Raw genomic sequence first — 25,082 nt, forward strand, 5'->3', positions numbered from 1 at the left:
CTCGGAGCAGACGGCTTCGGCTTCTCCGACACCCGCCAAGCCGCACGCCGCTACTTCAAAAACGACACCCACTCCATCGTCGCCAAAACCCTGCAACTCCTTGCCGCCAAGGGAGAAGTTGAAGAAGGTGCCTTGGAGAAGGCCATCGAGAAGTACCGGCTCCTGGATGTGAACGCCGGCACCACCGGCGGCGCAGGCGGCGACGCCTAACCACAGCGGGAAAAACCCTCGTACGCAGTTCGGTACCAAGGGTCACTCCAGCACCCAACGAAACGGCGGCTTCCACCGAAAGGTGGCGGCCGCCGTCGTGGTTTAACCGTGTGGGAAGAAGACTCCCGTGCATGTGAGCAGCAACAACGCAAGTTGTAGCCTTCTCACAAATGGAGCTTGCCCGGGATGGGCCGTATGCTCGTTCCATGGCAGAGCCGAGCAAAACCACCACCAAGCGCAAGGCAGCACCCCAGGCATTGTCGCCTGAAAAGGCCGAAACTCTGCGTCAACTCCGTGCCAACGTGGGCCAACTGTCCACCAGCACCATGCGCCAACTTGAGAAGTCGCTGCCCTGGTACAGCCGTTTGAGCTCCGATGAGCGCTCAGCACTGGGGCTCGTGGCACAGAACGGCATTGCGGCGTTCGTGACCTGGTACGAACGGCCCAGCTCGCCGTCATGGATCCTCACGGACGTGTTCGGCAACGCCCCCACAGAACTGACCCGATCCATCAGCCTGCAAAAGGCCCTCCAGCTGATCCGCATCGTCGTGGAGGTGGTGGAAGACCAGGTTCCGGTGATCGCGCCGGAATCGGACCAGCCCTCACTCCGCGAAGCCGTCCTCCGGTATTCGCGGGAAGTGGCTTTTGCGGCTGCAGACGTCTACGCCCGGGCCGCCGAGTCCCGCGGCTCCTGGGATACCCGCCTGGAAGCGCTGATTGTGGATGCCATCCTTCGCGGTGAAAACACCGATGCTTTGCGCTCAAGGATCGCAGCCCTCGGCTGGAAAGCCCAGGAGCGCTTCACGGTGATGGTGGGCAATTCGCCGTCGGAACCAAGCGCCAGCTACGTCAGCGAACTTCGCCGGACTGCCGGGCGTTTCGCCGAGGACGCCCTGGTGGGAATCCAGGGTGACCGGCTCATCCTGATCCTTGGTGGTGTCCAGGACCGTGACACCGCCTACCTCAAACTCAGCGAACTCTTTGCGCCGGGCGCTGTGGTTTATGGTCCCGAGGCCGGGTCTTTGTTGGAGGCCAGCAGCTCGGCGCAGGCAGCATTCGCTGGACTTACCGCCGCCCGCGCATGGCCCTCCGCCCCACGACCGGTTGCCGCCGACGACCTCCTTCCAGAGCGTGTTGTCTCCGGTGATGATGCCGCCCGCAGGTCCTTGATCAAGAACATTTACCGGCCGCTGCTGGCCGCCTCCAACGGCTTGGTGGAAACCCTGGGGACCTATCTCGAGCTAGGGCATTCCCTGGAGGCCACGGCACGCGAACTGTTCGTCCATGCCAACACAGTGCGCTACCGTTTGAAGCGTGTCTGCGACGTCACGGGCTGGGATCCGCTCCTCCCAAGGGAAGCTTTTGTCCTCCAAACCGCCCTGGTGGTAGGCCGGCTTTCAGCCCAACCGAAAGCCGCTCCTGAACGTCATACGTCGCGTTCACAGAACTGAACCGTTGTAGACTTCCTACAAACTGACCCAGTGAGCTTGGTGTACCAAAACACCAGTGGATCACGTGGCAATTTGGAAAGCTGGATACGTGCTTGCAATCGTCTGCCCTGGACAGGGCTCCCAGACCCCCGGATTTTTGGCCCCTTGGCTGGAACTCCCCTCCGTCGAAGGCCAGCTGGCCAACCTGAGCGAGATCGCAGGCATTGACCTCAAGGCCCACGGCACCACCTCGGATGAAGAAACCATCAAGGACACTGCGGTTGCCCAACCGCTGATTGTTGCGGCAGGGCTGGTAGCTGCTTCGTCGTTGTTCGACGTCGAACTCAGTACCCTCCCCGTGATCCTCGCCGGCCACTCCGTAGGCGAAATCACCGCCTCCGCCCTGGCCGGTGTCCTCACGGAAGCTGAAGCCATGACCTTCGTGCGGGAACGCGCCAACAGCATGGCCGCCGCAGCTGCTGTCACCCCTACCGGCATGAGTGCTGTGGTGGGCGGCGATCCCGCTGAGGTACTGGCAGCCATCGAAGCCTCCGGAGCAACGCCCGCGAACGTCAATGGCGCCGGACAGACGGTCGCAGCAGGCACCTTCGACCAGCTCAAGGCATTGGCAGAGAATCCCCCGGCGAAAGCTCGCGTGATCCCCCTCAAGGTTGCAGGAGCATTCCACACCTCCCATATGGCTCCGGCCGTCAGCGCGCTTGAGTCCCTCAAACCGTCGCTTTCACCGCAGAACCCGGCCGTTCCCTTGCTGTCCAACTACGACGGCAAGGAAGTTACTGCCGGACCTGCCGCCGTCGACAGCCTGATCGCGCAGGTTTCCCGTCCCGTCCGCTGGGACAAATGCATGGAAACGCTCGTCGGCCGCGGTGTCACCGGCGTGATCGAGCTGGCCCCTGCCGGCACCCTCGCGGGACTCGCCAAACGCGGCATGCCCGGCGTCAAGACTGTTGCTGTCAAAACCCCGGATGACCTGTCCGCGGCTCTCGCGCTCTTCGCAGAACTGGAGGGACAGGCATGAGCACTCCTGTGCTGAACAAGGCGGTTGTCAACGAGAATGCCCGTATCCTCGGCATCGGCGCCTACCGCCCCGATGTCATTGTCACCAACGACGACGTCTGCCAGTGGATCGATTCCTCTGACGAATGGATCCGCCAGCGCACCGGCATCATCACCCGCCACCGCGCTGCTGCTGACATCAGCGTCATCGACATGGCCGAAGGCGCCGCACGCGAAGCGTTGCAGCAAGCAGGCATCGAAGCGTCCCAACTGGGCGCCGTGATCGTGTCCACCGTGACGCACCCTTACGCTACGCCGTCGGCTGCCGCTGCGCTCACCGAACGTTTAGGCGCGACGCCGGCACCCGCCTTCGATATCTCGGCCGCCTGTGCCGGGTATTGCTACGGCGTAGCCCAGGCCGATGCCCTGGTTCGTTCCGGCGCCGCCCAATACGTCCTGGTCGTTGGCGCGGAGAAGCTTTCCGATGTCATCGACAACCACGAGCGGACCATCTCATTCCTCCTCGGCGACGGCGCAGGTGCTGTGGTGGTTGGCCCGTCCGACACTCCTGGCATCGGCCCCTCTGTCTGGGGCTCAGACGGCAGCAAGTGGGACGCCATCGGCATGACCCACTCCCTCGAGGACGTCAAGAAGCTGGGCGAGTCGGCCCGGCACTCCGATGAAATCGACGATCCCGCCATTCTTTCGGCAACCCAGGATGTTTGGCCGACCCTGCGGCAGGACGGTCAGACGGTGTTCCGCTGGGCTGTCTGGGAGATGGCCAAGGTTGCCCAGCAGGCTTTGGACGCCGCCGGCATTGAAGCAAGCGACCTCGCTGCCTTCGTTCCGCACCAGGCAAACATGCGGATCATCGACGAGATGGTCAAGAAGCTCAAGCTTCCCGAATCCGTTGTCATCGGCCGCGACATCGCCCAAGCGGGCAATACCTCCGCAGCGTCGATCCCGCTGGCAACGCACCGCCTGCTTCAGGAAAACCCTGAGCTGAGCGGCGGCCTGGCCCTGCAGATCGGGTTCGGCGCCGGCCTGGTCTTCGGCGCCCAGGTAGTGGTACTGCCGTAGATCGGGACTCGTCCCGGCTACCACCAGCCAACTGAATACGACTTACAAACCCAAACCGTAAACCGCGGTTTGCCCCCTTTCCGGCAGTAGCCGGTACAACAAGAAAAGGAGCCAACAATGGCTAGCAACGAAGAAATCCTGGCCGGCCTGGCTGAAATCGTCAACGAAGAGACGGGCCTCGCCACCGAAGCCGTAGAGCTCGACAAGTCCTTCACCGAGGACCTGGACATCGACTCCATCTCCATGATGACCATCGTTGTCAACGCTGAAGAGAAGTTCGGCGTTCGCATCCCGGACGAAGAGGTCAAGAACCTCAAGACCGTCGGCGACGCCGTCAGCTTCATCGCCAACGCACAGGCCTAGTCCTGACACCAGCTGTGCCGGGCCGGGACTAGCGTCCTTGCGCCCGGCACAGCCGCAATACCACCCAAAGATTTTCTTGCCTCCCCTTGCGAACGCTGCAGGAGGGATGGCTGATCCGACAGAGAGTGATCGCATGGCACGCAAAGTAGTCATAACCGGTCTGGGGGCCACCACTCCCATCGGCGGCGACGTACCCACAATGTGGCAGAACGCGCTGAAAGGGGTCTCCGGCGCCCGCACGCTCGAAGACGAGTGGGTGGCCAAATACGACCTCCCCGTTCACTTTGCTGCCCGGTGCTCGACGCCGGCACTTGAGGTTCTGAGCCGCGTCGAGGCCAAGCGCATGGACCCATCCACGCAGTTTGGTGTCATCGCCGCACGTGAAGCCTGGTCCGACTCCGGTATCGAGGAGATCGACCACGACCGTCTTGCAGTAGCCTTCGCCACCGGAATCGGCGGCGTCTGGACCCTCCTGGATGCTTGGGACACGCTCAGGGACAAGGGCCCCCGCCGGGTCCTGCCCATGACCGTTCCCATGCTCATGCCCAACGGCGTGGCCGCTGCGGTCAGCCTTGACCTCGGCGCCCGCGCCGGAGCGCACACTCCGGTTTCGGCGTGCGCGTCCGGCACCGAAGCCCTCCACCTGGGCCTGGACCTGATCCGCTCCGGCAAAGCAGACGTCGTAGTGTGCGGTGGAGCTGAAGCTGCCATCCACCCGATGCCGTTGGCCGCATTCTCCTCCATGCAGGCATTGTCCCGCCGCAACGACGAGCCGGAGCGCGCCTCCCGTCCATACGACACCGACCGCGACGGTTTCGTCATGGGTGAAGGCGCCGGCGCACTGGTCCTTGAGGCCGAGGAACACGCCATTGCCCGTGGCGCCCGCATCTATGCCGAACTGGCCGGAACGTCCGTCACGGCGGACGCTTACCACATCACCGCACCGGACCCCGAAGGCCTTGGTGCTACCCGCGCCCTGAAGGCGGCAATGTTCGATGGCCGCATCCAGGCCGAGGACGTAGTCCACGTCAACGCACATGCCACCTCGACCCCCGTCGGCGACAAGCCCGAGTACACGGCGCTGCGTGCTGCTCTGGGGACCCACGTAGACAACGTGGCGGTCTCCGCTACCAAGTCGCAGATGGGCCACCTCCTGGGCGCTTCAGGGGCCGTTGAGGCTGTATTGACCGTGCTGGCGGTCTACGAGCGTAAGGCCCCAGTGACCATCAACCTCGAAAACCAGGATCCCGAGATCCCCCTCGACGTTGTGACGTCCGTCCGCGATCTTCCCAGCGGCGACATCGTGGCACTGAGCAACTCCTTCGGCTTCGGCGGACACAACGCCGTCATCGCGGTCAGGAACGTCTGACCGGACTCGGAGCACGCTCCTTTATCGAAGTTTGGTTGAAACGTGAGAAGGGCCCCACCACCAGGTGGGGCCCTTCTCATTGCTATGGATGACGCTTCTTGTTGGACGCGGCCGGCGGACTTTGTGCGGTCAGCTTTCCTGGTGCTGCCCTGCTATCCGACTTGGTGCAGCCAGCGAACCGGAGCGCCCTCTGCTGCATGCCGGAAGGGTTCGAGTTCCTCGTCCCACGCCTCACCCAACGCCAGGGAGAGCTCGTGGTAGACAGCTGAAGGGTCGCCTGCGCCCGATTCATAGGCATAGCGGATGCGGTCCTCGGTGACCATGATGTTGCCATGGACGTCGGTGACGGCATGGAAAATGCCGAGCTCCGGGGTGTGGGACCAACGGGCGCCGTCCACTCCTTGGCTCGGTTCTTCGGTGACCTCATAACGCAGATGGGCCCACCCCCGAAGGGCCGACGCCAACTGCGCCCCCGTGCCGGGCGTACCCGTCCACGACAACTCCGCCCGGAACATTCCAGGCGCAGCAGGTTGAGGGGTCCACTCAAGATCGGTCCGCTTGTCCACGACCGATCCAATGGCCCACTCTACGTGCGGGCAAAGTGCCGTAGGGGCCGAGTGCACAAACAGGACACCGCGGGTTGTTGCAACAGACATTCCATCCTCCATAGCTGTAGGTACGTCTTCCCCAACGACCTCTGCCTGGATGTTTGCTGTTGCTGCCGGATGCCGTGAAATCTCTGTGGGCCCTGACAGGCTATTCAGTTATGTGAAGTGCTACTGACGATCTTGGCACAAAGAGAACCCTCAACTGTGAATTGAAGGTTTCCCCGTGGTGCTCTTATTTTGCCGTACGGCGCCGGTTTCCGCCAGTGCGGCTCATGAGCGGTCCTGCTCAGGCCCTGGGGTGCGCCTGCTGATAGCTTTTCCTCAGCCTGTCCACGGACACATGGGTATAAATCTGCGTGGTCGCCAGGCTGCTGTGTCCAAGAATTTCCTGGACAGCGCGCAGGTCCGCTCCCCCGTCCAAAAGGTGGGTTGCCGCGCTGTGCCTGAGCGCATGTGGTCCCGTGGCCGACGTATCGCCCAAGGCTTGCAGCAACTCGCTGACCACGGCCCGGATCTGGCGTGGATCAACCCGGTTGCCCCGCACGCCCAAAAAGAGGGCCGGCCCGCTGCTGGAGGTGACCACTGCAGGACGTCCCCGACGAAGCCAGTCATCGACAGCCACAGCTGCGGGGACCCCGTACGGCACAGTTCGCTCCTTGTTTCCCTTGCCCAGGACCCGGAGAGTCCGGCGGTCCGGGTCGAGGTCATCAATATCCAGGCCGGCAAGCTCTCCGACGCGAACTCCGGTGGCGTAGAGGAGCTCCACCATGGCCCGGTTGCGAACAGCCATGGGGCCTCCTTCTGCGGCCGCCGTATTCAGGTCGTCCACTATCCGGGTTACCTGCTGCTGCTGAAGGACTCCTGGCAGAGATTTGTCCCGTTTGGGTGCCTGAAGACGGATCGCCGGGTCTGCGGCAATGAGTTCCTCCCTCAGGGCCCAGGCAGTGAATGACCTGGCGGTCGCGGCCCGGCGGGCCAGGGTAGCCCTGGCCATGCCCGCTTCACTCTGCGCGCCAAGCCAGCGACGCAGGGAACCCAGCTCGAGCTGTCCGAGCTCTTCGATACCCTCCTGCACGGCAAAACCGAGGAGGCTCTCCACATCTGCAAGATATGCACGCACAGTGTGTGCCGACCTCGCCCGTTCACCCTCCAAGTAGCGGCGAAAACCAGCAAGAGCGCTGAGCATCGATGATGGCAGTGATTGTCCGTTCACACGTCCCACTGTGCCAGCATCCGGCACCAACAGGACGGATCAACATGTTTCCAATCCCGGTCAGGTGTTTTTTGCCCGTTTCCAAGCCCCTCGTTCCGAGCTGGCCAATCCCATGAGTCCCAGTCGTCCGAGGCCTGCGCGCACAGCATCCGGGCTCAGCCCTGCCACCACGGTCAGTTTCTCCACTGAACTGGTTGATCGGAGGGGCAGAGCATCCAGAAGAATGAGATCCTCCAGCGACAAGCCATCGTGTACTGACACGTCGGCGCTTTTTTCCTCACTGGTGGATTCTCCGATTGCTCCGGCCAGTTCGGCGATCTCGCCCACGTCAGTGACGCACACCGCTCCTCCGTCCCGCAGCAGGCGGTGGCAACCTGCCGAGTTGGCGCTGTGAATGGATCCAGGAACGGTCGCGACAACCCTGCCGGTCGATTCAGCATGATGAGCAGTATTGAGGGCACCGGAGCGCCAACGAGCCTCCACCACGACGGTGACGGACGCCAAGGCGGCGATGATTCTGTTGCGCTGCAGGAACCGGTAGCGGGTAGGAGCGGACCCAGGTGGCACCTCCGAGATGACAGCCCCTTGGGTGGCAACAGCCCGGAGCAGGTCCTCGTTGCCGGAGGGGTAGAAGCGATCCACCCCGCCAGCCATCACGGCAATGGTAGGCAACCCGGCTCCCCCACCGCTGAGCGCCCCACGGTGTGCATGGGCATCAATGCCATAGGCGCCTCCGGAGATCACAGTGTAGCCACGCTGCACCAAGCCGTACGCGAAGTCTCCCGTAACGGATGCCCCGTAGCTGGTGCTGTCTCTTGACCCCACCAGGGCAATGGTTCGATCCATGGGCGGCAGCGGCTGCTCCTGGCCCCGCCACCACAGACAGAGCGGTTCCTGGAGTCCAAGGTCCTCCAGTTGCTCCGGCCAAAACTCATCCCCGGGAATGATCAAGCGCCCTCCCAGCCGACGCATGGTGTCCAGGTCACGCTCCGGTGCAAGGTCGCTGACACGCGGCGCCCATCTCCGGAGAGTGGCCGGGAGTCCTACCCACGTGGACGGTCCCCCTGATTCCACCATCAAGGCGGAAATCTCCCGTTCCACAGTGGGGCCTGTGGCCAGTTCTCCAGTGGCCACGCCCAAGGCATCAACCGCGCCCAGGGCTCTTACCAGGGCGAGGCCAACGGAGTCCTGCGGCTCCATGAGCCGGGCAAGTGCTGCCCGCGCAATCCGTTCCTTGTCCTGTATCCCCGCTGCTGCCACTGGGTTGGTTCCCTTCGTCTTGATTTCTGTCATGTCACACCTGCCGCTTGTCTCAATCCGAGCGCTTGGCCGATGTGGTCAACGTCCGGTGTCCCGCTGTGTCCCAGATCTGCGAGCGTCCATGCCAGCCGAAGGACGCGATCGTAACCGCGGGCAGTCAACGTGCCACGTTCCAATGCCGTGTCCAGGATCCGGGTAGTCCCCGACGGCAGCCGCAACTCTCCTCGCAAGGTGCGTCCTGGCACCTGGGAGTTGGTTTCAAGCCCCAGTTTCCGCAACCGCTCCAACTGGATTTCCCTTGCCGCCAGTACCCGGGCCGCTACAGCCCCTGTGTCTTCTTCTCTTCCTGCCTGACCGAAATCCGCCAAGGACACCCGTTCAACCTGGAGCTGGATGTCCACCCGGTCCAGTAGTGGACCCGACATCCTCCCGAAGTAACGCCGACGCATCGTGGCAGTGCAGGTGCAATCCATGCCTTTGCCTGACGCCTTTCCGCATGGGCAAGGGTTGGCAGCAAGGATGAGTTGGAAACGAGCTGGGTACGCAGCGGTCCCTGCCGAGCGGTGAATCACCAATTCCCCGCTCTCCAGCGGCTGCCGCAGCGCATCGAGCACCCGGCGTTCATACTCCGGGGCTTCGTCCAGGAACAAGACGCCGCGATGGGCCCGGGAGGCAGCACCCGGGCGTGGAAGTCCGGATCCACCGCCAATGATGGCCGCAGCTGTGGCACTGTGATGCGGGTTCTCGAAAGGCGGCCTACGGATCAGCCGAACGGCCGACGATTGCACGGCGGCCAACGAATGGATGGCCGTCACCTCCATCGCAGCGTTATCTGCCAAATCCGGGAGCAGTCCCGGCAGACGCTCAGCCAACATTGTTTTTCCAGCGCCCGGCGGTCCGGTCAGCAGCATGTGGTGGCCGCCGGCGGCCGCGACTTCAAGGGCCTGACGCGCCTCGCCTTGCCCAGACACGTCACAGAGGTCTGGCGCCATGGCATGATCGCCGCCGTCGTCATCAGGGACGCACCCGTCCCCGGGGTCGTAGTCGAGGGCCAACTCCTTGGGGTCGGCACCGAAGTCGAACGCGAGCCTGGCGAGCGTCCTGTATCCGCGGACGTTCGCCCCCGGTACCAAGGAAGCCTCCACGGCGTTTGAGTCAGCCACCACGACGTCGGGATAGCCAGCCTGAACGGCCGCCATCACCGCCGGCAGGATGCCTCGGACCGGCCGCAACCGGCCGTCCAAACCCAGCTCCGCGATGAAGACCGTCCCACCGATGGAACGGACGTCGTTGGCGGCGCAAAGAACCGCCATGGTGATCGCCAGGTCAAAGCCGGAGCCCCGTTTTGGGAGCGACGCCGGTATCAGGTTGGCTGTGATCTTTCGCCGGCTGAGGGGGATCCCGGAGTTTTGGGCAGCCGACCGGATTCGTTCCTTGGCTTCATTCAGTGCAGCGTCCGGCAGGCCCAGAATGACAAAGTTCGGAAGCGTCTGGCCTATATCGGCTTCAACCTCCACGATGTAGCCGTTGAGGCCCACCAAGGCAACGCAATAGCTGCGCCCCACTCCCATTCAGCCCACACCCCGCAGGTGGTCAAGTTCAGGCTCGCCCACGCCGTCGTCGATGACCGACACGACGTCGACGCGCCTGCGGGGCGCCTTCAGTTCGTGTTCCCGGCACCACGATGAAGCCAAGCGGTGGAGCCGGGCCAACTTGGCAGCTCCCACCGCCTCAAAAGGATGCCCGTAGTCAAGGCTCCGGCGGGTTTTGACTTCAGCCACCACCAGGGTGTCTCCGTCGATCGCGACGATGTCGATTTCACCGTCTGCGCATCGCCAATTCCGATCGACGATCCGCATCCCCTGGTTTTCCAGAAAACCGGCCGCCAGTGTCTCGCCGGTCCGGCCCAGCAGGTCTTTTGCTCTCATGACCATCACCTCCGCTGACCAGCTTTCCGGCTGGGGGCGGTGGGTGGCAGGGGCTCACGAGGCTATGTGGGTAAACTCTCCTGGATCACTGCTGTGGAGGAAGAGTCAGAAGCTAGTTTCCGAGATCGCCTATGTCTCCAAGCCCGCCATCCTTGGGCAAGGACAGGTCTTCACTGCGGGGCAGTTCCTCGACATTGACGTCCTTGAACGTAATCACGCGGACGTTCTTCACGAAACGGGCTGAACGGTAAACATCCCATACCCAGGCATCCTGCAGGGTCAGGTCGAAGTAGACTTCACCGTCCGCGCTGCGTGCCTGTAGATCCACATGATTGGCCAGGTAGAACCGTCGTTCAGTTTCCACGACGTAGCTGAACAGACCGACAACATCCCTGTACTCGCGGTAGAGCTGCAGCTCCATGTCGGTTTCATAGTTCTCAAGGTCCTCGGCACTCATAGTTCCATCTTGCACTATCTGCCAGCCGGCATGCGCCACACGTAGCATGCCCCCGAGGCCACAGCAGAGCCGCAGGAGTGCGCGGTGTGCCGTCAGCCGGCTTCAGGCCCCGTGAGGTTCCAACTGGTCCGGTGGTAGGCGCTGGGCCCTTGGAGCCGGATCACGTCCCTGTGGGCGGACGTGGCATATCCCTTGTTTTCGTTCCACCCGTAGGCAGGGACCTCCGAATGGAGATCCACCATGATGCGGTCACGGGCCACTTTGGCCAGGACGCTGGCGGCGGCAACACTGAGGCAGCTCATGTCTGCTTTGACACGGGTATGCACGGGAGCATCGCACCAAGGTCCCGGAGCGGGCTCGTCAAAAAGGGAAGCCTGAACATCCGGAGAGAGCCAATTGTGGCTGCCATCCAGGAGGACGACGTCGGGCGTGACCCCGCCGGCCAAGATCTCCAGCCACGCACGCGTCCCTGCCAGCCGCAAGGCGGCAATGATGCCAATGTCATCAATTTCCTTGGACGAGGCGTGCCCAACGGCGGAGGCAACAGCCCACTCGCGGACCAAGGGCTCCAGTCTGTCACGGTCCTCGGGCTTGAGGAGTTTGCTGTCCCGTACGTCGGCCAACAAGCCATGATCCTCGAGGTTGACCACAGCAATCCCTACACTGACGGGTCCGGCCAGGGCGCCACGGCCGACCTCATCCACGCCGGCCAACAACCGTACGCCGGGCGACAGGAAGGACCGCTCAACATCAAGAGTGGGAAACCCCACAGGGATCTTGGCCTTGGTGGTGGGCTTGACCTTCTTCTTGGTCTTGGCCGGGACTTTGACCTGCGCCTTGCCCTTGTGGCCGGCAGCCGTTGTTTCCATTACTTTGCCGGGGTGCTTTCGGGGACATCGCGGAAGACGTCCGGAAAGTTGTCGAGGTAGGTCCAGCGATTGACGGGCCAGGCTATGACAGTAGCCCTACCCTCAATGTCTTCAATGTTGATGAAGCCCCCATTGCTCTCCTGGTGGGCCCGCGAGTCAGCGGAATGATTGCGGTTATCGCCCATCACCCACACCTTGCCCTCCGGAACAACGATGTCGAAGGCATTGGGCTGCGGTATCTCCGCCGGGTTGATGTACGTCTCATCCAACGGCACACCATTAATACTGACACGACCCTGGGCGTCGCAACAGGAAACCCGGTCCCCGGGAAGCCCGATGACACGCTTGACGAGGTGCTGCTCATTGTCGTCGGCAGCCAACCCCACAAACTCCAGCGCGTCCCCAACCCAGTCCATGGGCCCGGCCGGCTCCTTGGCCACCGGCGTCAGCCAGTTCTGGGAGTCCTTGAACACCACAACATCGCCACGTTGCAGGGCGAAAGGTTCAGGAACCAGGAGGTTGATGAAGATGCGGTCGTTGACGTCAAGGGTGCTTTCCATGGATTCCGACGGAATGTAGAACGCCCGGAAAAGGAAAGTCTTGAGCAGGAAGGACAGCACCAGCGCGATGGCCACCACGGTCACAATCTCTTTGACCCAGACCAGGACAGGATTCTTGCGGGGCTTCTCCACTGCGTGCGCGCCGCCCGTGGATCCACGAGCGGCTGGATTGCCGCTGTCGCCAGCAGAGGCAGCGTTGCCGGGAGCACTTGGCTCGTCGTCGGGTTGGCGGGAATCAGCCACCCCGGCGGCAGGTGCCGTTCCGTCCGAGACCCGGGCGTCGTCGTCGTACCGCTCGGGATTCTCTGGAGCTTTGTCCGGCATCTACTGTCCGTTCTTCGATGTTTCGGCCTGCGTAGAGCGAGGCATCTCTGCAAATCTATCAAGTGGCCAGATGATCTGGACCGGTCGTCCGATCACGCGTTCCACAGGAACCATGCCGCCGCCCGGTGCACCCAGCAGTCCCCGGGAGTCGGCAGAGCGTGAGCGGTGGTCGCCCATCAGCCACAGGCGGCCTTCGGGCACCACGACGTCGAATTTTTGCTTGCTGGGTTCATCCCCTGGATACACGTAGGGTTCCTCAACCGGCTGGCCGTTGACTGTGAGGTGGCCACTGGGATCGCAGCACTGGACGCGGTCCCCTGCGACGCCGATGACCCGCTTGACATAGGTGGTGTCGCTTCCGGTCAGTCCAAACCACTGGCTTGCAGCCGAGACGGCGTCAACAAAAGGGCCTTGTCCGCTGCTCAGCGGAGCGAACGAGCCACGGCCGTCGAAGACCACGATGTCACCGCGCCGGATCGGCTCGGAGGTAAAGGCTGTCCGTGACACCAGGATCCTGTCCCCTGCCCCGAGAAGGGGTTCCATGGATTCGGACGGGATGTAGTAAACGTCCAGCCACAAGGACCGGACCAGTCCGCTGATGGCTACGGCGAGGACCAGCGCCAGGAAAACAAAACGCCAGCCCTGTTTCCGGGGCTGGCGTTCTGATGTGTCCATGACTCGTATCCCTGTTGCGTTGCGGATTGCTCCGGAACAACCGGGCACGAATCCTGGACCCGTTACATAAGTCGCAGGACTTACTTGGCGAAGTCGCGCTTTTCCTTGATCTTCGCAGCCTTACCGCGCAGTGCGCGCATGTAGTAAAGCTTGGCGCGGCGGACGTCACCCTTGGTGACGACCTCGATCTTGTCGATGATCGGGGAGTGTACCGGGAAGGTACGCTCTACGCCGACACCGAAGGAAACCTTGCGCACGGTGAAGGTTTCGCGAACGCCGTCGCCCTGGCGGCCCAGGACGAAGCCCTGGAAGACCTGGACACGGGAGTTCTTGCCTTCGATGATGTTGACGTGAACCTTGAGGGTGTCACCCGCGCGGAACTCAGGAACATCGTTACGCAGCGAGGCTGCATCTACGCTATCGAGGATATGCATTAATCCACTCCTGGTGAACGCCACAGGTCATTCACTTTGGGTTACGGCGGACAAGCCCGGGGCACGAAAGGCCGCCGGAAATTTCCGCCGAAGTTTCTTAGTGTCCGGCTCCGCCACTGATTGGCGCGGCCGGGTTGTCCGACTGTTGGCTGAACTCCCCCTGTGGCAGGTGTCAGCCCAGTAGACACAAGGGTTAATTCTGCCATATGCGCTGCCATCGGGCCAACTGTCAGGACTGTTGAACGTTCGACGGCGGCAGCGGACCTCAGATTGCGGCGTCGCCACCGGGCCGGGAGCGAAGGCGCCCGTCGACGACGTCGTACCCAAGGTCAGCGAGGGCGTTGCGGTCCGCGCGGCTCAACGCACCGGCGTCGAACGTCTCCAAAAGGTCCGGACGGCGCTCTGCGGTCCGCCGGAACTGCTCGTGGCGTCGCCATTGGGCGATCTTTCCGTGGTTGCCGCTCAGTAGGACAGCAGGGACGTCATGGTCGCGCCACGCGGACGGCTTGGTGTAGACGGGGTACTCCAGGAGGCCGTCCGAATGGGACTCTTCCACCAGGGATTCAGGGTTTCCCACCACGCCGGGAAGGAGCCGGCCGATGGCCTCGACCATGGCCAGCACGGCAACTTCGCCGCCGTTGAGAACGTAATCACCGAGGCTGACGGGCCGGACAGTGAAGTGGTCCTGCGCCCAGTCGATGACGCGTTCGTCAATGCCTTCATACCGCCCACAGGCGAAGACAAGCTGCTCTTCCTCGGCGAGCTCATAGGCGAGGGCCTGGTTGAACCGCTCCCCTGCCGGCGACGGAACAATAAGTACCGGCTTGGAGCCTTCGCGGTCACCGGCCACCGACTCGAGGGCCTGCGCCCACGGTTCCGGCTTCATCACCATCCCGGCGCCACCACCATAGGGTGTATCGTCCACAGTTCTGTGCTTGTCCGTGGTGAACGCGCGCAAATCGTGGACGTTGAGTTCCAGCAGGCCGTCCTGGCGGGCTTTACCTATGAGTGAGAGCTCCAACGGTGCAAGGTACTCCGGGAAGATGCTGACAACGTCAATCCTCATTCAGGCTTCATCCCCCGCGCCGTCCTTGGGCTCCTCGGATGAGTCGTCGTTGACTTCAAAGAGGCCGGCGGGTGGTGTGATCAGGATGTACCCGTCCTCAACATTGACCTCGGGAACGATCTCCTCGACGAAGGGAACCAGGATTTCCTTGCCGTCGTCCATCTTGACCATCAGCAGGTCCTGGACGGGCATGGTGTTGAGGGCGGCCACCTTGCCAACTACCTGCGAACCAACACGGGCCTCGAGGCCAACCAGCTCGTGCTCGTACCAGCCTTCGTCGTCGTCTTCGTCGCCAAGCTCTTCGGTCTCGATGAAGAGCTTCGCACCGCGGATGACTTCCGCTTCGTTGCGGTCGGCGATCTCGTCGAAGCCCAGCAGCAGGATGTCCTTGTTCCACCGGGCACTGCGGATGGTCAACGGGCCAGCCGATGCCGGTTCCACAATGAACTCGGTTCCTGCGACGAATCGCTCGGAAGGAGCGTCGGTGAGCACCTGGACGGTCACCTCGCCGCGGATGCCATGGGGTTTGCCGATCCGGGCCACCTGGAGCTGCATGGGTTCCTCTGAATTCTTGTGTACCGCGCCGCCGGGCAGCCACGGTGATGAAATGGTGGATAAAGCAATCCGGCCCCTCCACCATATTCGGTGAAGGGGCCGGACCTAAGACAAGCAGTGCTGAGCGCGTTACCGGCGGCGGTCGGTATCGACGACGTCGACCCTGACCTGCTCGCCACCTGCCAAAGCTGCAACCACTGTGCGCAATGCGCGTGCGGTGCGTCCTTGACGGCCGATCACCCGTCCGAGGTCCTCCTGGTGAACGCGCACCTCAAGGGATTCCCCGCGGCGGTTGTTCTTGGCACTGACCTTGACATCCTCAGGGCTGTCAACGATCCCACGGACCAAGTGCTCGAGCGCTTCTGCCAGCAACTTACTCAGCCTCGGTGGTCTCTGCTTCAGCCTCGGCCGGAGCTTCAGCTTCGTCCTTCTTGGCCTTCTTGGTGATGGCTTCCGGAATGATGACGGAACCCTTCTCCGGTGCTACGAAGGCTTCCTTCGGAGCTTTGGTCTTCAGGGTGCCTTCCTGGCCCGGGAGGCCCTTGAACTTCTGCCAGTCACCGGTGATCTTGAGGATCGCAGCAACCTGCTCGGTCGGCTGGGCGCCAACGGAAAGCCAGTACTGGGCGCGCTCGGAAGCGACCTCGATGTACGACGGCTCTTCGGTGGGGTGGTACTTGCCGATTTCTTCAATGGCACGGCCATCGCGCTTGGCGCGGGCATCCATGACGACAATGCGGTAGTACGGTGCGCGCATCTTACCGAAGCGCTTAAGGCGAATCTTTACGGCCACTTTTGTGGTCACTCCTGTTTCTGAAACGAGGTGAACCCGACGTTCTGCACCCGTGGGGCGGGCCATACTGGACGGTTCGAAGGACAAGATACGAGCACGGAGAGAGGGGCCGCACCGATCGAGTACCTGTCTATTGTGCCAGATGCCCGAAGTAAATACGACTTACGCCACGTAGGCCCGTGTGTTGTTGGTCACCCGCGCGGCTGCAAGGTGCGCCCACAACCGGGCGGGGGTGCTATTCGGACCAGACGTAGAGTCCGGAGCGCTCCACCTTTTCAACGTCGGTTGCCAAGGCAGCCAACTGCTGGACGTACTGGCGGGATTGGGCGGCATCGAAGGGCATGTCGTCCTGCGCAGCCCAGGCGGCGGCAACGTCATCGAGGACGTTTGCCTCGCCTTCGCTCTCGTACGTCAACAGCTCGGCCAGTGCCCTCACCATGGCTTCGGGGACACCCAGGAGTGCATCACTGGTGACATCAACCAGGGCAAGTTCGTAGTCAGCACCGGCTGCGTGGACCGCCTGGCCGGCAAGGTCACCCAACTGCTCCACTTCGAAATCGGTGATGCCGTCAATCCTGACGGCGGGGCCGGTGACATCCGCGCCCTTGTCCAGGGCAGCCGCCCTCTTGAGTGCTTCATCGTGGGTGGCTACAAAAATTTCGGCAAAGCCCATGGAAAGTACTCTCATTCCTTCGTGCTGACGGGGCGGCGGCACAAAACCCGATTGGATCCGTGCCGTCACTGCCCAGCCTAGTGCAGGAGTGGGCGGCGCAGCAGGAGTGTGCCACCGCAGCAGGACTAGCGCTGCTTAGCGGACGGCGACCCGCAGTTTGTTCCGCCATGGATCCTCGAACTGTAGTTCGGCGCCAGTGTGGTGGTTCTGCACCCCTGCGATCGTCAAGCGATCCGCCAGCGCTGCCACGTCGTCGGCGTCGGGGACCTCAATGAGCACTTCTCCCAGCCCCAGCGTGTCCTTGCGGGGCCCGGCGCCACGGCTGTTCCACACGTTCATGGCCATGTGATGGTGGTAGCCGCCGGCGGAAACGAACAACGCCTGGCCATGCCAGCCCGCGGTCCGCTCGAAGCCCAGGGTTTCGACGTAGAAGTGGTGGGCAGTTGCGACGTCACCCACTTGCAGGTGGACGTGTCCGATTCCGGCCGCCGCCTCGCGCTGCCCGGTCACCGCAGCTTCGCTCAGGTGCTGCTGGAGGAATCGCTGCGGAGGCAAGGCAACATTGTCCATCACCACATTCTTGCCGTCCCATTGCCAGAGTTCACGCGGCTTGTCGTAGTAGAGCTCAATGCCATTGCCTTCGGGATCGGTAAAATAAAATGCTTCGCTGACCAGATGGTCAGCACTGCCCGCAAACGCGCGGGGCTCGTACTCGGCGGCGGTAGCAATGGTGGCAGCCAATGAAGGCTGGTCGTGGAACAGAATGGCCGTATGGAACAGGCCGGCCTCCCCGCGTCCTGGAATCTGGAGCCCGGAGGCCGGGGCAAGATGCACCACGGGCTTCCCGACCCGCCCCAGGTAAAGCCCGCCATCCTGCTCCGCCACGACGTCAAGGCCAAGGGCTCGCTGGTAGTAGTCGCTCATGACCGTCATGTCGCCAACCTTGAGCATGACGGTGCCCATGGTCAGTTCGGCAGGCAGAAGATCCTGGCTAAGTGGTGTGGTCATGTGAAGCTCCCGAGTTCGAGGTACCGCTCATCAGCACCTTTCTACTTTTCTAAATTACTTGAAGCTTCAATTTATTCCTAACGGACCACTGAACCGCGCAGAACGATGTGCTTGAGGTTGGAAACAGTCTCCAGTTGGATCCGGGGGTCCTCGGAACACAGCACGACGTCGGCACTCGCCCCTTCGCTGATGCCTTCGGCTCCCAGCCACTCCCGGGCACGCCACGCCGCGGCGTCCAGGACCGCGGCCGGCGGCAGGCCGGCGTCGTGCAGTTCCTTCATTTCATCGGCGATCCTGCCGTGCTTGATCACGCTGCCGGCGTCCGTGCCGGCATAAATGGCCACACCGGCCTCAAAGGCCTCCAGCACTCGCTCGCGCCGGCGCAGCCAAAGCCGCACCATGTGCTCCGCATAGTCAGGAAACTTTGGGGCAGCCTGGGCAGCAATGTCCGGGAAAGTAGCGATGTTGACCAAGGTGGGAACGATCGGCACGGACTGCTCCACCAAACGCGGAATGTGTCGTGGCAGCAGGCCCGTGGCATGTTCGATGCAGTCGATATTGGCATCCAGCATGTCGTCCACTGTGTCTTCGGCAAAGCAGTGGGCCGTCACCCGGGCACCTTCATCGTGGGCGGCAGAGATGGCGTCCTTGACGATTCTCGCGGGGAAAGAGGCAGCGAGGTCACCCACGCCACGGTCGATCCAATCTCCCACCAACTTGACCCACCCGTCTCCATCCCGGGCTTCCTTCCGGACGGTCTCAACAAGTTGCCCAGGTTCGATTCCATGCCCCAAACCGCGGAGGTACCGCCGGCTCCTGGCAATATGCCTTCCGGCCCGGATCAGCCGGGGCACGTCTGCGCGTTGCTGGACCCAACGTGTGTCGCTGGGTGATCCGGCGTCCCGGATCAGCAGAGTCCCGGCGTCGAGGTCAGCGTGCGCCTGCGCGAGAGTGGTCCGCGAGTCAACAGCGCCGCCCACACCCAAACCGATGTGGCAGTGGGCATCAACGAAACCCGGGAGGACCCAGCCATCAAGTACACGGTCCGGCGCCGTCGTGGGGCGCACAAAGGTCAAGGTGCCATCCACGGACCACATCCCATGGCGCTGGTCGTTCCGTGACGCGAGCACGGGTCCGGTGAATTCGATGATCTTGGCCATGGAAAAAGCCTAGTCTGCAGGTCCTGGGAAGTTCAGGGCGCGGCAACCCCGGACTCCATGTGACTGGGAGCCCCTGGGGAGCTGTGGTAGCTTCGTCTACGACCACACGGGGGCCCCTGCAGGGGCTGAGATCGGACTGATGCAGTCTGCGACCGTTGAACCTGTCCGGGTAATGCCGGCGAAGGAAGTGAGTAATCCTTTGAGCACCACCAAAACACAGCACAGCCCTGCCCAAAACGGGTCCGACTCCGGTGCAAAGACGCCGGAAACCGTGACCCAATCGCTGAAATCCCATTCACTGGCCTACCTCGAGGACCCTGACCACGGGATCCGGGTGCCCGTCACGGAGATCGCCTTGGAGCCGTCTCCCAACGGCAAGGCCAACCCGCCGTTCCAGGTGTACCGCACGGCGGGTCCCGGCAGCGATCCCGTTGTGGGGCTCGAGCCATTCCGCGCTCCATGGATCGACGCCCGCGGTGACACGGAGGCTTACCGCGGGCGGGAACGAAACCTGCTGGACGACGGCAAGTCAGCGGTTCGGCGCGGAGAAGCATCAGCGGAGTGGAAGGGCACTCAACCAGTGCCACGCCGCGCCGTCGAAGGTAAAACCGTCACACAGATGCACTATGCCAAGCGGGGCATGGTGACTCCCGAGATGCAGTTCGTCGCGTTGCGGGAGAACTGCGACGTTGAGCTGGTCCGCAGCGAAGTTGCGGCAGGACGGGCGATCATTCCGAACAACATCAACCACCCCGAGTCAGAGCCGATGATCATCGGCAAGGCCTTCCTGGTGAAGATCAACGCCAACATCGGCAACTCAGCCGTGACGAGCTCCATCGCGGAGGAGGTGGACAAACTGCAGTGGGCAACTCAATGGGGCGCCGATACCGTCATGGATCTCTCCACTGGGGACGACATCCACACCACCCGGGAGTGGATCATCCGCAACTCCCCGGTCCCCATCGGGACGGTCCCCATCTACCAGGCTCTGGAGAAAGTCAATGGCGAGGCCAACAAGCTGACGTGGGAAATCTTCCGGGACACCGTGATCGAGCAATGCGAGCAGGGCGTGGACTACATGACCATCCACGCCGGCGTGCTCCTGCGCTATGTGCCGTTGACTGCCAACCGGGTCACGGGAATCGTCTCCCGTGGCGGGTCGATCATGGCGGGCTGGTGCCTGGCGCACCACCAGGAGAACTTCCTCTACACGCACTTTGATGAGCTCTGCGAAATCTTCGCCCAGTATGACGTCGCGTTCTCCCTGGGCGACGGCCTGCGCCCGGGTGCAACCGCCGATGCCAACGACCCCGCCCAGTTCGCCGAATTGGATACCCTCGCCGAGCTGACACAGCGGGCATGGGAGTTCGATGTGCAGGTAATGGTGGAAGGACCTGGCCACGTGCCGTTCCATCTGGTCCGCGAAAATGTGGAGCGCCAGCAGGAACTGTGCAAGGGGGCCCCTTTCTATACCCTGGGACCTTTGGTCACCGATGTCGCTCCCGGCTATGACCACATCACCTCAGCCATCGGCGCAACCGAGATCGCCAGGTACGGCACCGCCATGCTCTGCTACGTGACCCCCAAGGAACATTTGGGCCTTCCCAATAAGGACGACGTCAAAACAGGTGTCATCACGTACAAGATCGCAGCACACGCCGCCGACCTCGCCAAGGGTCACCCCGGGGCCCACGAGCGGGACGACGCCTTGTCCAAGGCCAGGTTCGAGTTCCGTTGGCGGGACCAGTTTGCCCTCTCCTTGGACCCCGTCACGGCAGAAGCCTTCCACGACGAAACGCTGCCGGCAGAACCGGCCAAGACCGCCCATTTCTGTTCCATGTGCGGCCCCAAGTTCTGTTCGATGCGCATCAGCCAGGACATCCGTGACGAATACGGATCGGAAGAGGCGCAGACCGCCATCGCAGAAATGTACAGCGGCATGCGCGGAAAAAGCCAGGAATTCCTGGCATCGGGCGGAAAGGTCTATTTACCGGAACTTCAGGTACCCGGCAGCCCAAGCCCGCTTGAGGCCGGCTCAGGAAGCCTGAACTGACATGGCCCGTCCAACGTCGCCAACAAATGAGCGGATGATGTGATCGCCGTCCACTGAATCCTGGGGCCGGTGTCCTCCCGCAGCAACACGGCGGAGGGCTCCGGTTTCCTGGAGGTATCCGGCGATTTCCTCGTACAGGGGTTCCCACCCACCGGTGAGGACCAATGTGGGGACGCCGGGCACGATGTGTAGCGGAGCCTCCCATGGCGGGGCCTGGAGCCTGAGCCTGCGGGCGGAACGCCGCGCTTCGGGAGTATCCAATCCCCCCGTTTCGGCAGAAAACGCCCGGCGGTAGTACTCACGTTGATAGTCGGCGTCGTTGAGCTGGCTCCGTACATCGAACAGGGGTTCCATCAGGGCACGGTGGGAGGCTGTGGCTGGAAGCTCGGCTGTCAGGGATAAACAAGCCGGCTCAACCAGGCTCAGCGAGTGCACCAGGTCCGGACGTTCGATGGCAGCAAGCATGGCGGAGATGGCACCTTGCTCGTGCGCAACGACGTGGCCACCACCCGTATCCGCCAAGGCATTGAGGACGATGGCAACGTCCGCGGAAACGCTCGATCCCACGGGCTCGGCTGCGGCGTCAAAGCCATGCCGGCGCAGGAAGAGCGCGTCATAAGCGAGGGCCATGCCGTGCTGTTTCGGCCATGCAGCAGCACCGAAGCTGCCCAGGCCGTGAACGAAGACTACGCGCTGCTTATGCATTGGTTCAGCCTATTCCACGGCCCTGACATCCCAACTGCAACGCGGTTGGGATGTCAGCCACGGGCTACTTGCCGAGGAATTTGTCGAAGCCCTTGGGAAGGTTGAGCGATGAGGGATCGAAGTCTGCCGCTCCTTGGCCGAAAGCCGCACCCGACGGTGCAGCCGAGGCTGCGTTCGCCCGCTTGGCTTCGGCATCGCGCAGCTCCTGAGCCGCTTTGGCAGGGTTGCCTGAACGGGCCTTCTTCTTGGGCGCGTTCTTGCCGCCCTTGCGGCCTCCGCCGGGGCCACCAAGGCCAGGCATCCCGGGCATCCCCGGCATGCCGCCACCCTGGGCAAGTTTCTTCATCATCTTCTGGGCCTGGGCAAAGCGCTCCAGCAGGCCATTGACCTCGGACACGTGGACACCCGAACCCTTGGCGATACGGGCGCGCCGTGAGCCGTTGATGATCTTGGGAGCGACGCGTTCGTGCGGCGTCATGGACCGGACGATTGCTTCGACGCGGTCGATCTCCTTCTCATCGAAGTTCTCCAGCTGCTGACGGATGTTCTGAGCACCCGGCATCATCATGAGCATCTTCTTCATGGAGCCCATGTTGCGGATCTGCTGCATCTGGGCAAGGAAGTCGTCCAGGGTGAAGTCTTCCTGGTCGGCGAACTTCTTCGCCATCCGGGCAGCTTCGTCCTTGTCCCAGGCCTTCTCAGCCTGTTCGATCAGGGTAAGGACGTCACCCATGTCCAGGATGCGGGAAGCCATACGGTCCGGGTGGAAGAGTTCAAAGTCGTCCAGGCCTTCACCGGTGGAGGCGAACATCACCGGCTTGCCGGTCACTGACGCAACCGACAGGGCGGCACCACCGCGGGCGTCGCCGTCGAGCTTGGACAGCACGATGCCCGTGAAGTTGACGCCTTCATCAAAGGCCATTGCCGTGTTGACGGCGTCCTGGCCGATCATGGAATCGATCACGAAGAGGACTTCGTTGGGGATGATGGCCTGACGGATCCGGCGGGCCTGGTCCATCATCTCGGCGTCGACACCAAGACGGCCCGCGGTATCGACAATCACGACGTCGTGGAGCTTCTGGCGCGCTTCCTCGACGCCTGCCTTCGCTACGGCTACGGGGTCGCCTGCAGGGTGCTCGAGCTCGGAGGTGGCACCAGGGTGCGGAGCGAACACCGGGACGCCGGCGCGCTGGCCCACCACCTGGAGCTGCGTGACGGCGTTGGGGCGCTGAAGATCGCAAGCAACCAGCATGGGGCTGTGACCCTGAGCCTTAAGCCACTTGGACAACTTGCCGGCGAGGGTCGTCTTACCTGCACCCTGGAGACCGGCGAGCATGATGATGGTGGGGCCGGTCTTGGCCAGGCGGATCCGGCGTGTCTCGCCACCGAGGATCTCGACGAGTTCCTCGTTGACGATCTTGACGATCTGCTGGCTCGGGTTCAACGCACCCGAAACCTCGGCACCCAAGGCACGTTCGCGCACGCGGCCGGTGAACTCACGGACCACTGATACTGCAACATCCGCGTCCAGCAGGGCGCGGCGGATCTCCCGGACTGTGGCATCAACATCAGCCTCGGTGAGGCGGCCCTTGCCACGAAGGTTCTTGAAGGTTGCTGTCAACCGGTCAGAGAGTGAATTGAACACGCGCCGTGCACTTCTTTCGATGGTCTGCGAATGGCGGCCAATGCGGCACACCAGAGTCTTGACGATTGCCCCCAGCAAACATGTCTCAACCCAACAAATCTGAATCGACTAGGGGACTCGACTATCTAGGGTACCAAGTCGCACCTGCAAGATGGCATGCTGGCACAGTGACCAGTAAAACAACTGTAAAAACGTTGCTCATCCTCGGCGCGTCCGGGGACCTGACAGGAAGGCTCCTGCTGCCAGGACTTGCCGGACTGCTGGCCTCCGGCAGGGTTCCCGGATTACGGCTGGTAGGTGCGGGCTCGGACCCCTGGTCTCCGGAACAGTGGCGGGAGCGGGTTGCGGGCGCGTTCAGCACGGCCTCGGGCACGGCTGATGATGCCGGCCGCGCGGCACTGGCAACAGTCGCTGGCACCACCGAGTACCATCAGCTGGATGTCACAGCGGACGGTCCCCTGGCAGACCTCCTGGCCACATTGCAGGGACCCGTCGCCATCTATTTCGCTCTGCCTCCCCACGTCAGCCAGAAGGCCTGCGAGGTACTCCACAGCGATCAAGTCCCTGCGGGGACCCGCCTGGTGATGGAGAAGCCCTTCGGCTCAGGCACCGAATCCGCCCACGAGCTGAACAAGACGCTCGCAGCCCTGGTCCCCGAAGACCACATCCACCGCGTTGACCACTTCCTGGGCAAAGCCACGGTGTTGAACATCCTCGGTCTTCGATTCGCCAACCGGTTCCTGGAGCCCGTGTGGAACCGCGAACATATTGAAAAAGTGGAGATTGTCTTTGACGAGGATTTGGCCCTCGAAGGACGCGCCCGCTACTACGACACTGCCGGGGCGCTCCGGGACATGATCCAGAGCCACCTCCTGCACATCATGGCTTTCCTGGCGATCGATGCGCCGGCAACCATCGAGGAACGGGACCTGCGCGACGCCGTGGCAACCGTTCTGCGTGCCAGCAGCATCAAGGCGCCGTTCAAGGAATCCACACGGAGAGCACGGTACACCGCAGGAACCCTCGGGGAACGGACGGTACCGGACTACGCAGCGGAAGACGGGGTTGATCCTGCCCGCAATACCGAGACCCTTGCCGAGGTCCGGGTGGACATCGACAACTGGCGCTGGAAAGGGGTTCCGTTCATCCTGCGCTCCGGCAAGGCCATGGGACACCGGCGCAAGGAAGCCGTCATCACCTTCCGCCCGGTCCCCCACCTCCCCAAAGGTTTCTCCGGCGTGGACTCCCCCAACCAGTTGCGTATCGGCTTCGGTCCGGACGTGCTCCAGCTTGACGTCGATGTGAACGGCCCCGGCGACATCTTCACCCTGGACCGCGCCAGCCTGGTGACCCAGCTCAGCGCTGCCGGCATGCTGCCCTATGGAGAGGTGCTGGAAGGCATCATCAGCGGCGATCCCCTCCTGTCCGTCCGCGGCGATACGGCCGAGGACTGCTGGCGGATCATCGAGCCGGTGCTGCGCGCCTGGGAGAGCGGCGACGTCCCCTTGGAAGAGTACGACGCCGGCAGCGCGGGGCCGGCGGACTGGCCCACCGGCGTCGTGTACTCAAGACAGGCAGCGGACTAAAGACCACCCGCCTCGCGTCCTCAACGCGAAAGCGGGCCGGG

27 protein-coding genes and 1 riboswitch are annotated in these 25,082 nt (G+C 62.9%); of the genes, 8 read left to right on the forward strand and 19 right to left on the reverse strand.

The annotated features are described in order from the left end of the window. The 6 genes from ABIE35_RS10385 to ABIE35_RS10410 all read left to right on the forward strand — a co-directional run. On the forward strand, window positions 1-210 hold a 210-nt coding region (locus ABIE35_RS10385), incomplete at its 5' end, for a hypothetical protein (RefSeq protein ID WP_210077024.1). A 206-nt stretch (window positions 211-416) separates the two neighbouring features. Then, window positions 417-1,661, forward strand: coding sequence for a PucR family transcriptional regulator (locus ABIE35_RS10390; RefSeq protein ID WP_354514692.1), 1,245 nt, complete (start codon window positions 417-419; stop codon window positions 1,659-1,661). 88 nt (window positions 1,662-1,749) lie between these two features. Then, window positions 1,750-2,679 carry an ACP S-malonyltransferase gene (locus ABIE35_RS10395; RefSeq protein WP_354514694.1) on the forward strand — a complete coding sequence of 310 codons (930 nt, stop codon included), beginning with the start codon at window positions 1,750-1,752 and terminating at the stop codon, window positions 2,677-2,679. After that, window positions 2,676-3,737 carry a beta-ketoacyl-ACP synthase III gene (locus tag ABIE35_RS10400; RefSeq protein WP_089595418.1) on the forward strand — a complete coding sequence of 354 codons (1,062 nt, stop codon included), beginning with the start codon at window positions 2,676-2,678 and terminating at the stop codon, window positions 3,735-3,737. Before ABIE35_RS10395 ends, ABIE35_RS10400 begins: the two co-directional genes overlap by 4 nt. 117 nt (window positions 3,738-3,854) lie before the next feature. Next, on the forward strand, window positions 3,855-4,100 hold the full coding sequence (locus ABIE35_RS10405) for an acyl carrier protein (protein WP_011692310.1): 246 nt from the start codon (window positions 3,855-3,857) through the stop codon (window positions 4,098-4,100). A gap of 133 nt (window positions 4,101-4,233) precedes the next feature. Further along, a complete protein-coding gene (locus ABIE35_RS10410) occupies window positions 4,234-5,469 on the forward strand; it encodes a beta-ketoacyl-[acyl-carrier-protein] synthase family protein (RefSeq protein WP_354514697.1) in 1,236 nt (411 codons plus the stop codon). Window positions 5,470-5,621: 152 nt separating this feature from the next. Here the strand turns inward: ABIE35_RS10410 and ABIE35_RS10415 are convergent, their stop codons facing one another. The 17 genes from ABIE35_RS10415 to ABIE35_RS10495 form a co-directional block, all read right to left on the reverse strand. Then, entirely contained in the window at window positions 5,622-6,125 is a 504-nt protein-coding gene (locus tag ABIE35_RS10415; protein ID WP_026005636.1) for a DUF3145 domain-containing protein, read from the reverse strand. Window positions 6,126-6,363: 238 nt separating this feature from the next. Then, window positions 6,364-7,263: a tyrosine recombinase XerC gene (locus tag ABIE35_RS10420; RefSeq protein ID WP_354515206.1), complete on the reverse strand. Its 900-nt coding sequence runs from the start codon at window positions 7,261-7,263 to the stop codon at window positions 6,364-6,366. 87 nt (window positions 7,264-7,350) lie between these two features. Continuing rightward, window positions 7,351-8,583 (reverse strand): DNA-processing protein DprA, encoded by a 1,233-nt coding sequence (gene dprA, locus ABIE35_RS10425; RefSeq protein ID WP_354514699.1) that lies wholly within the window; start codon window positions 8,581-8,583, stop codon window positions 7,351-7,353. Further along, window positions 8,580-10,121: a YifB family Mg chelatase-like AAA ATPase gene (locus ABIE35_RS10430; RefSeq protein ID WP_354514701.1), complete on the reverse strand. Its 1,542-nt coding sequence runs from the start codon at window positions 10,119-10,121 to the stop codon at window positions 8,580-8,582. The genes dprA and ABIE35_RS10430 overlap by 4 nt, the downstream gene beginning before the upstream one ends. Then, window positions 10,122-10,487, reverse strand: coding sequence for a YraN family protein (locus tag ABIE35_RS10435; RefSeq protein WP_354514703.1), 366 nt, complete (start codon window positions 10,485-10,487; stop codon window positions 10,122-10,124). Window positions 10,488-10,590: 103 nt separating this feature from the next. Next, window positions 10,591-10,935: a DUF2469 domain-containing protein gene (locus ABIE35_RS10440; protein ID WP_354514705.1), complete on the reverse strand. Its 345-nt coding sequence runs from the start codon at window positions 10,933-10,935 to the stop codon at window positions 10,591-10,593. Window positions 10,936-11,027: 92 nt separating this feature from the next. Continuing rightward, window positions 11,028-11,804 carry a ribonuclease HII gene (gene rnhB, locus ABIE35_RS10445; protein WP_354514707.1) on the reverse strand — a complete coding sequence of 259 codons (777 nt, stop codon included), beginning with the start codon at window positions 11,802-11,804 and terminating at the stop codon, window positions 11,028-11,030. Continuing rightward, window positions 11,804-12,688, reverse strand: coding sequence for a signal peptidase I (gene lepB, locus ABIE35_RS10450; RefSeq protein ID WP_354514709.1), 885 nt, complete (start codon window positions 12,686-12,688; stop codon window positions 11,804-11,806). The genes rnhB and lepB (ABIE35_RS10450) overlap by 1 nt, the downstream gene beginning before the upstream one ends. Then, the gene (gene lepB, locus ABIE35_RS10455; protein ID WP_354514711.1) at window positions 12,689-13,363 is read right to left on the reverse strand and encodes a signal peptidase I; all 675 of its coding nucleotides are present in this window, start codon (window positions 13,361-13,363) and stop codon (window positions 12,689-12,691) included. Window positions 13,364-13,443: 80 nt separating this feature from the next. Further along, entirely contained in the window at window positions 13,444-13,797 is a 354-nt protein-coding gene (gene rplS, locus ABIE35_RS10460; RefSeq protein ID WP_014922079.1) for a 50S ribosomal protein L19, read from the reverse strand. 265 nt (window positions 13,798-14,062) lie between these two features. Then, the gene (gene trmD, locus ABIE35_RS10465) at window positions 14,063-14,863 is read right to left on the reverse strand and encodes a tRNA (guanosine(37)-N1)-methyltransferase TrmD (RefSeq protein ID WP_354514714.1); all 801 of its coding nucleotides are present in this window, start codon (window positions 14,861-14,863) and stop codon (window positions 14,063-14,065) included. After that, entirely contained in the window at window positions 14,864-15,418 is a 555-nt protein-coding gene (gene rimM / locus ABIE35_RS10470; protein ID WP_354514716.1) for a ribosome maturation factor RimM, read from the reverse strand. A gap of 129 nt (window positions 15,419-15,547) precedes the next feature. Beyond that, window positions 15,548-15,790: an RNA-binding protein gene (locus ABIE35_RS10475; protein WP_011775119.1), complete on the reverse strand. Its 243-nt coding sequence runs from the start codon at window positions 15,788-15,790 to the stop codon at window positions 15,548-15,550. 1 nt (window position 15,791) lies between these two features. Beyond that, entirely contained in the window at window positions 15,792-16,211 is a 420-nt protein-coding gene (gene rpsP / locus ABIE35_RS10480; protein ID WP_017199647.1) for a 30S ribosomal protein S16, read from the reverse strand. Between the two features lie 235 nt (window positions 16,212-16,446). Next, window positions 16,447-16,884 carry a hypothetical protein gene (locus ABIE35_RS10485; RefSeq protein WP_354514718.1) on the reverse strand — a complete coding sequence of 146 codons (438 nt, stop codon included), beginning with the start codon at window positions 16,882-16,884 and terminating at the stop codon, window positions 16,447-16,449. 135 nt (window positions 16,885-17,019) lie between these two features. After that, the gene (locus tag ABIE35_RS10490; RefSeq protein WP_354514720.1) at window positions 17,020-17,892 is read right to left on the reverse strand and encodes a VOC family protein; all 873 of its coding nucleotides are present in this window, start codon (window positions 17,890-17,892) and stop codon (window positions 17,020-17,022) included. Between the two features lie 77 nt (window positions 17,893-17,969). Beyond that, window positions 17,970-19,052 (reverse strand): amidohydrolase family protein, encoded by a 1,083-nt coding sequence (locus tag ABIE35_RS10495; protein ID WP_354514722.1) that lies wholly within the window; start codon window positions 19,050-19,052, stop codon window positions 17,970-17,972. Between the two features lie 96 nt (window positions 19,053-19,148). Then, window positions 19,149-19,256, forward strand: a riboswitch (TPP riboswitch). Between ABIE35_RS10495 and thiC the strand changes: the two genes are divergently transcribed. Further along, window positions 19,252-21,105, forward strand: coding sequence for a phosphomethylpyrimidine synthase ThiC (gene thiC, locus ABIE35_RS10500; protein WP_354514724.1), 1,854 nt, complete (start codon window positions 19,252-19,254; stop codon window positions 21,103-21,105). Its footprint overlaps the riboswitch before it by 5 nt. Here the strand turns inward: thiC and ABIE35_RS10505 are convergent. Further along, a complete protein-coding gene (locus tag ABIE35_RS10505) occupies window positions 21,088-21,810 on the reverse strand; it encodes an alpha/beta fold hydrolase (RefSeq protein ID WP_354514726.1) in 723 nt (240 codons plus the stop codon). The genes thiC and ABIE35_RS10505 overlap by 18 nt on opposite strands. Window positions 21,811-21,874: 64 nt before the next feature. Further along, on the reverse strand, window positions 21,875-23,455 hold the full coding sequence (gene ffh, locus ABIE35_RS10510) for a signal recognition particle protein (protein ID WP_354514728.1): 1,581 nt from the start codon (window positions 23,453-23,455) through the stop codon (window positions 21,875-21,877). A gap of 167 nt (window positions 23,456-23,622) precedes the next feature. Here ffh and ABIE35_RS10515 point away from each other — a divergent pair, with 167 nt between their 5' ends. Continuing rightward, complete coding sequence (locus ABIE35_RS10515; protein ID WP_354514730.1) at window positions 23,623-25,041, forward strand: glucose-6-phosphate dehydrogenase; 1,419 nt, start codon at window positions 23,623-23,625, stop codon at window positions 25,039-25,041. Window positions 25,042-25,082 lie beyond the last annotated feature (41 nt).

Source organism: Paenarthrobacter sp. 4246, from assembly GCF_040546855.1.
Taxonomy (GTDB): Bacteria; Actinomycetota; Actinomycetes; order Actinomycetales; family Micrococcaceae; genus Arthrobacter.